Consider the following 6911-nt stretch of genomic DNA (forward strand, 5'->3'; position numbering starts at 1 on the left):
GAGCGTGTATAAAGATGGCTAAGTTCGTTTTCGTAACCGGAGGCGTGGTTTCCTCCCTTGGCAAGGGCATAACCGCCGCCTCCCTGGGGGCGCTGCTTAAGCGCAGGGGCCTTAAGGTGTCCATAATAAAGCTGGACCCCTACATCAACGTGGACGCGGGCACCATGAACCCGTTCCAGCACGGGGAGGTCTTCGTCACCGACGATGGGGCGGAAACCGATCTAGACCTGGGGCACTACGAGCGTTTCATCGATGAGTCCCTCTCGGGGGCCAACAACGTCACCACCGGGAAGATCTACTCATCAGTGATAAAGAAGGAGCGGGAGGGGCTTTACCTTGGGGCCACCGTGCAGGTGATACCCCACATAACCAACGAGATCCAGGAGCGGGTCCTCAAGGTGGCGGAGGGCCGGGACGTGGTCATAGCCGAGATAGGCGGCACCGTGGGCGACATAGAGGGCCTGCCGTTTCTGGAGTCCATTCGCCAGTTCTCCGGAAGGGTGGGCAGGGAGAACGTGCTCTACTGCCACGTGACCTTGGTGCCCTACATAGGCGCCGCCGGGGAGCTCAAGACCAAACCGACCCAGCACAGCGTCAACGAGCTGCGCCGCATAGGGATCCAGCCGGACGTCATCGTGTGCCGAAGCCAGTATCCCTTGGACCGGGACATAAGGGACAAGATAGCCCTTTTCTGCAACGTCCCCAAGGACTCGGTGGTGGAGGCTTTAGACGCGGAGAGCATCTACCAGGTGCCCATGGAGCTTCTGCGGCAGAACTTCGACCAGCTGGTGCTCCGCAAACTGGGCCTCTCGGGCTTCGCCGACGTGGACCTCACCGACTGGGTTGAGTTCCTCAAGGCCTCCAAGGACCTCCAGCGGGAGGTGGAGATAGCCATGGTGGGCAAGTACACGGGCCTTAAGGATGCCTACCTAAGCGTTGTGGAGGCCCTTTCCCATGGGGGCACCGCCAACGGCGTGAAGGTCAAGGTGCGCTCCGTGGAGGCGGAGGACGTGGAGCAGCACGGCGCCGAGACGGTGCTGGCGGGGGTCAGCGGCATCCTGGTGCCCGGCGGCTTCGGCTCCAGGGGGTTTGAGGGCAAGGTCATGGCGGCCTCTTACGCCAGGACCCAGGGTATACCCTACTTTGGGCTGTGCCTTGGCATGCACGTGGCGGCTGTGGAGTTCGCCAGAAACGTGCTGGGCATAGCGGCGGCCCACAGCTCCGAGATGGACCCCGGCACCCCGAACCCGGTCATACACCTCATGGAGGAGCAGAGGAACATCTCCCGCCTGGGGGGCACCATGAGGCTTGGGGCCTACCCCTGCAAACTCTCCCCCGGCACCAGGGCCAGGGACGCCTACGGGGCGGATCTGGTCATGGAGAGGCACCGGCACCGCTACGAGTTCAACAACGATTACCGAAAGCGCTTCGCCGACGCCGGTATGGCCGTGGCGGGCATCTACGAGGAGAAGGACCTGGTGGAGATCTTAGAGCTCAAGGACCATCCCTGGTTCGTGGGCGTCCAGTTCCACCCGGAGTTCCTGTCCCGCCCCGTAAGGCCCCATCCCCTCTTCAGGGAGTTCGTGGCCTCCGCGGTAAAGCGGGGGGGGCTTTAAGTTAAGAGGTCTTCTAAAACTTGGATCAGCAGGATAAGACCTGTGGAGGTGATGAAATTGTCAAGCCCATTTAAGTTGTCCCGCAAGGCCCTTTACCTTTTGCTGGCGGCCCTTTGCCTTGTGGCCCTGCCGGTTGCCGCCCTGGCGGACGGTACCGGAGAGGTGCCCACTGGGTTCACCCAGAGCCTTGAGAAGGTGGAGACAGTGCTTTACGGCGGTCCCCAGGCGGGCGGCCTTTTCGACCGGCTCGCCAGGGCCGAGAAGGACCTCTTCGGACGGGAGCTGCCCGGCAGCCTGGTGGAGAGGCAGAACGCCCTGGTGCAGTTCCTGGACCGGGGCACCCAGGGGCAGCCGGGGTTTCTCTTCAAGCTCTCGGTTGCGGAGTGGGCGCTGTTCAAGAAGGTAAGCCCCGAACGCTTCGCCGCCTCCAGGATAGAGTCCCTGGAGCAGGTTCTGGAGGGATCCATCCAACAGGGGCCCCTCTCCATGCGGCTTGAGCGGATGATCACCAAGCTGCTGCCCGGCGGAGTCCAGTCCACCCTTGTGACCGTGCCGGCGGGGCAGGTCTTCAAGGTCAACCTCCTGCAGCCCCTGTCCGCCCGTTACTCCAAGCCCGGGGACCGGGTTAAGATGGAGCTGGTGGAGGATCTTGCGCTGAACCAGGTGCTGGTGGCCCCCAAGGGCAGCCGGGTGATGGCCTCGGTGGAGAAGGTGGAGGGGCCTAAGACCTTTGGACGTCCCTCCAACGTTAAGCTCTCCTTCCAGCAGCTGGAGTCCCTGGGGTCCGAGGCGGTGCCGGTGGTCATGGGAGAGGCCTCCAGGAAGGCCACGGAGCTGGACAAGAGCCTGGTGGGCGCCGCGGGGGCCAGCGTGGCGGGCCTTGCCCTGTTCGGGCCTTTGGGGCTCGCTGGGGGCTTCCTGGTGAGGGGCGACGACAAGACCGTTCCCGCGGGAACCCAGTTCTACCTGGAGACCGCCGGGGAGGCTCAGGTGTTTGGGTACCCCATAGCAAAGGAGCTTTCTCCGTTGCTTAACGGGGGCGGCAATGTAAAAGGAACTGGAGGTGCTGGAAATTGAAGGGTAAGAGCGCGGGAAAGAGGAGTTTAGCTAAGTGGGCGGTCTCTGTTGGGTTGGTACTGGCCTTGGGGATTCCCGCCTTCGCCATAGACTTAAGCAGCATAATAGGCGTGGTTGGCGGAGGTTTCCTGGTATCCGCTGTGGCGGAGCCCCTTAACAAGTTCATAAACACCATAACCTTCAATAAGGGATTGGAAAACCAGTCCTCCACCAAGGTGGTCCCCATAGTCTCCATAGGAGACGGCACCAGGATAGGGGCCGCTCAGGTGTCGGGCCCCACCGGGGCGGTAAACAGGACCAAGGCGGTGGCCCAGCTTGAGACCAGCTTCCAGGACAAGCTTAGGGTGAAGGTGCTGATACCCATAGACTCGGAGAACCCCCTTCAGCAGTTCCGCCGAGTCCAAGGGGTAGGTGTGTCCGCCGTCATCGACCTGAGGCTTTAAGGTTTGCCGGGAAGCGGAGGCGTGACGTCTTGGCGGTGAGTAAATCGCTCCGGCGGGCCCTTGAATTTTTGAGGGCTGCCGGAGCGGCCCTGTCCGTTCTGGCGGCATTGGCCTTTTCTGAAGGGGCTTCTTGCGCCGCCTCGCCGGAGGAGGCGGTGGCCCGGCATCTTGACCGCTGGAGCGCCATAAGGTGGGGAAGCGACTGCGTGGTGTGGCTGGTCCACTACCCGGAGGAGATGGTCCCCGCCTGGGTTAAGCTGGAATCCAAGCGCAGGAGGTTTTCGCCGAAGGATGCCTCAGCCTACGAGAAGTCCTTTCGGGAACAGCTCCGCATGGCTACGTCAAGGCCCTTCCTTTTGACCGTTCAGGTCTTCGGCAGCCCCCTTAAGCTTGGGCCCATCAAGGAGAACCTGTCCATGAGGGCCAATGGGCGGGTTTTCAAGCCCTCCGCTTACGACCGCCGGCTGGACCAACCCATCTCGGGCCTCGTGCAGGGGCTGGTGTTCTTTCCCAAGGAGGCTACCCCCCCTTACAGGATCCAGTTGAAGGGGCTCCTGCCTTCGACGGTCACCGTGGACCTTCCCGCGGCCCCCGGGGCGGTGGACGTCGCGGCTCCTTCGCCTAAGCCCTTGGAGCCGTCCAGTAGATCCGCTGGGCCCCCTAAGGGACGCCAAAAGGATGAGGTGGGAAAGGCTGAGGTTAAGGCCCAAGGGGCTCAACTGGCCGAAAGGCCCAAGGCTGAGACCCCGTCGGTCCCGCCAAAGCCCAAGAAGGGCGAGGTTAAGCCTACCCCGGAGCCGAAGATCCCGAGAGCCCCTGGTACGGAACCGGAGCCGCCCAAGGCTGTCAAGGCGGCGGAGCAACCCAATGTATCCCAGGACGTGCCGGAGCAGCCGAAGGTTCAGGCCCCTAAGAAGGAGGAGACACAGAAGGATGACCGAAGGGCCCGGGAGGAGGCCATAAGGGCCTTCCTTGACGCCTGGCGGCGGGATGACCTGGAGGCGGCCTGGGGGATGATGTCCTCAAGAAGCCGTTCCCAGGGCAAGGAACAGCTGATCTCCCGTCTTGGCTCCCATTCCTTCCGGTGGGCCCTGAAGGAGGGGTACAAGGTTTCCCTGGAGGGTGACGCCGCAAGGGTTTCCGCCACCCAGAGGTTCCTCATGGTGAAGATGATGAAGACCGAGACCTTCCGCTTGGTGGAGGAAGGGGGGCGCTACAGGGTTGACTGGCAATAAGAGGAGGCTTGCGTTGTGGGGCGTGGGCCTGGCGGGGCTTTTGACCTTTCTATTCTACATGGCAAGGGATCTTAACCTCCAAAGGCAGGAACCCCCTAAGGGCCTTAAGGCCCTTCCGGACGTGGAGGCGGAGGACCTGTCGCTGGTGCGGACCGTCAACGGCGAGGAGTGGAGGATAACCGCAAAGGGGGCGGCCAAGGCCTGTAGCACCGTCAAGGCCCGGGGGTTGTGGGTCCAGAAGGGCCCCGAGGGGGCTCCTACGGGGAAGCTTCAAGCGGCGGAGGGTTTTTACGACGAGGATCTAAGTTCCATGGAGCTTAAGAGTTTCAGGGGGCTTTGGACCGTTGGGGGGCGGCCCTATCAGTTCTCCGGGGACCGGGGGATCTACAGCTTCCAAAAGGATATTTGGAGTTTCAGCGGAGGCGTTGAGATACGTCAAGACCGCATGTCCGCCAGGTCAGACAGCGGCAAAGTGGAGGGCGGCCGTAAGGTGCTCCTTGAGGGGAACGTAGAGGTTCTCATGGAGGTGAGGTAGTTGTTCCACCGGCTTTCAAATCCCCTTAAGGGGCGTAAAGTGTTTAAGGGCCCGCTCCTCTTGGGATGCGTCCTGTTCCTGTTGGCTTCGATCTTTGGGGCGAGCTCCTCCCTTGGGGCTTCTCAGGATCTTAAGGAAGTTCAGGAGGCCAGGCTCACGGCGGACCAGGTGGTCTATGAGGAGGACACCGGGGTGGCCTCCGCCTTCGGAAGGGCCAGGCTGGTCCACGGGGATCTAAGGCTCTTCGCGGAGAACATCGTATACGACACCCAGGCCAACCGGGTGGAGGCTTGGTCCCCGGGGGGAGAGGTGACGGTGCTCTCCAAAGGCCGGCGGTTGAACGGCCTTCGCCTGGTCTACAGTTTGGATGACCGGTCCGGAGTCCTCTCCTCCGCCCACGGGGAGGACCAAGGGGTCTTCATAAGGGGCAGCGACCTGGAATTCATGCCCCTTGAGGAGGCGATATCCAGGGGGCTTGTCTCCAGAAAGGCGGCCCTTGAGGTCAAGGGCAAGAAAACAAACAACGCCAAAGACGCGGCGGTGTGGAGGGACGTCTCCGCCACCACCTGCGAGCTTCCAAGCCCCCACTACCTGCTAAAGTCCAAGCAGGTGGTGGTGGCCCCCGGAAGGTCCACGGTGATAAGGAAGCCCCAGGTGTATTTGGGGGGGCGGCTCCTTTTCAACTACCCCTTCGATTACGTGGTGAAAGACAAAAAGGACAAAAAGGAGCAGCAGGACTCCTTCGTCCCCTTCGTCAAGTACGATTCCTCCAAGGGGGTGGGGGTGGGCATATCCGGGCCCCTGGAGGAGGAGGGGTTGGACGTATCCATGGGGCTTATCGGTTGGACCAAGGTTGACCCCGAGGGCTGGGTGGAGGCCAATTACCGGCTTTCGGATTGGGCGTCGGTCTTCGGCCGGGTGGACCGGGTGTACGACACCACCATGGAGGAGATGCTTTGGCGTCCCAAGTGGGGAGCTAGGTGGACCATGGGAGATGTCTCGGGTTCGGCCCTCTGGTCCCAGCGGGAGCTCCTGAAGGTGGAGAAGACCCTGGGGCGCAGCGAGAGCTACTTCCTCTATCGGGAGCCCGAGATCTCCCTGTACGGCCCCTGGGCCAAAGCGGGTGAGGGCGGCCTCACGTGGCGGCTTGGGGTCCTGTACGGCCGATACGAGGAGAGCCGCAAGGACTTCGAGAGGAAGTCCATTTCCGGAGAGCTGGCGTGGTCCGGCCTTTTGGGCTCCCTAAGGCCAAGGTTCTACCTTTCCCACCTGTATCACTCCTACGGCGGCGGTGATCACCAGGGTACCACCTATGGGGAGGTGGGGGTGGATTGGCGGCTCGGCGAGTTTGACATGTCCACGGTCTACGCCAGGCGCTGGGTGTCCGGATCCTCCCCCATGGAGTGGGACCGGTACTCCGAGGCGGAGAACCTCTATCAAACCACTTCTTTCTACCTTGGGGATCCCAAGGGGGACTACAACTGGCGGATCTCCGTGCAGGCGGGCTACGACCTGAAGGCCTCGTCGCTGGCCAGGATGGTGTACACGGTGTCCTATAAGCACCACTGCCTCATATGGGACCTGGTGATGAGGGACAACCGTTCCGACGGGGACAGGTGGTTCGGGTTCAACCTGAGGCTCAAGGACGCTCCCCCGAGGACCTTTGAGGACAGCGGCTACTATGAGCCCATGGTGCAGCGGTTCGACGAGATCTACAACGCTTCTTCCCCGGCGTCCTCGGATCTCAAGGAGGATGAGGCCCCAGAGGGCGGCGTTGACCGGTGAGGCTTAAGGCGGGGGGCCTTGGAGAGATTCAGAGTTTGAGAGTTTGAAAGGACAGTGGTCTTAGGGTGAAGGTTTTAGTGGCTTACGGGGGAAACAGCCCCGAAAGGGAGGTATCCCTGCGGTCCGGAGAGGCGGTGGCGTCGGCCCTTAGGCGTCTTGGCTGGTCGGTGGAGGATCTTGACGCCAGGTCTCCCCTCGAGGTGGTCCGCCAGGCGAAGGA

Annotated in this window: 6 protein-coding genes; all 6 read left to right on the plus strand. The window is 62.2% G+C overall.

Features of this window, described 5'->3' with window-relative positions:
* Window positions 1–14 precede the first annotated feature (14 nt).
* The 6 genes from N2315_06330 to N2315_06355 all read left to right on the plus strand — a co-directional run bounded on the left by N2315_06330 (window position 15) and on the right by N2315_06355 (window position 6691).
* The gene (locus N2315_06330; protein MCX7828809.1) at window positions 15–1616 is read left to right on the plus strand and encodes a CTP synthase; all 1602 of its coding nucleotides are present in this window, start codon (window positions 15–17) and stop codon (window positions 1614–1616) included.
* Between the two features lie 75 nt (window positions 1617–1691).
* A complete protein-coding gene (locus tag N2315_06335) occupies window positions 1692–2693 on the plus strand; it encodes a hypothetical protein (GenBank protein ID MCX7828810.1) in 1002 nt (333 codons plus the stop codon).
* Window positions 2690–3136 (plus strand): hypothetical protein, encoded by a 447-nt coding sequence (locus N2315_06340; GenBank protein MCX7828811.1) that lies wholly within the window; start codon window positions 2690–2692, stop codon window positions 3134–3136. The genes N2315_06335 and N2315_06340 overlap by 4 nt, the downstream gene beginning before the upstream one ends.
* Window positions 3137–3165: 29 nt before the next feature.
* Window positions 3166–4371 carry a hypothetical protein gene (locus tag N2315_06345; GenBank protein MCX7828812.1) on the plus strand — a complete coding sequence of 402 codons (1206 nt, stop codon included), beginning with the start codon at window positions 3166–3168 and terminating at the stop codon, window positions 4369–4371.
* On the plus strand, window positions 4358–4906 hold the full coding sequence (locus N2315_06350) for a hypothetical protein (protein MCX7828813.1): 549 nt from the start codon (window positions 4358–4360) through the stop codon (window positions 4904–4906). Before N2315_06345 ends, N2315_06350 begins: the two co-directional genes overlap by 14 nt.
* On the plus strand, window positions 4907–6691 hold the full coding sequence (locus N2315_06355; protein MCX7828814.1) for a hypothetical protein: 1785 nt from the start codon (window positions 4907–4909) through the stop codon (window positions 6689–6691). It begins immediately after the preceding gene.
* The last annotated feature ends 220 nt before the right edge of the window (window positions 6692–6911 follow it).

This window comes from Thermanaerothrix sp. (assembly GCA_026417795.1).
Lineage (GTDB): Bacteria > Synergistota > Synergistia > Synergistales > Synergistaceae > Thermanaerovibrio.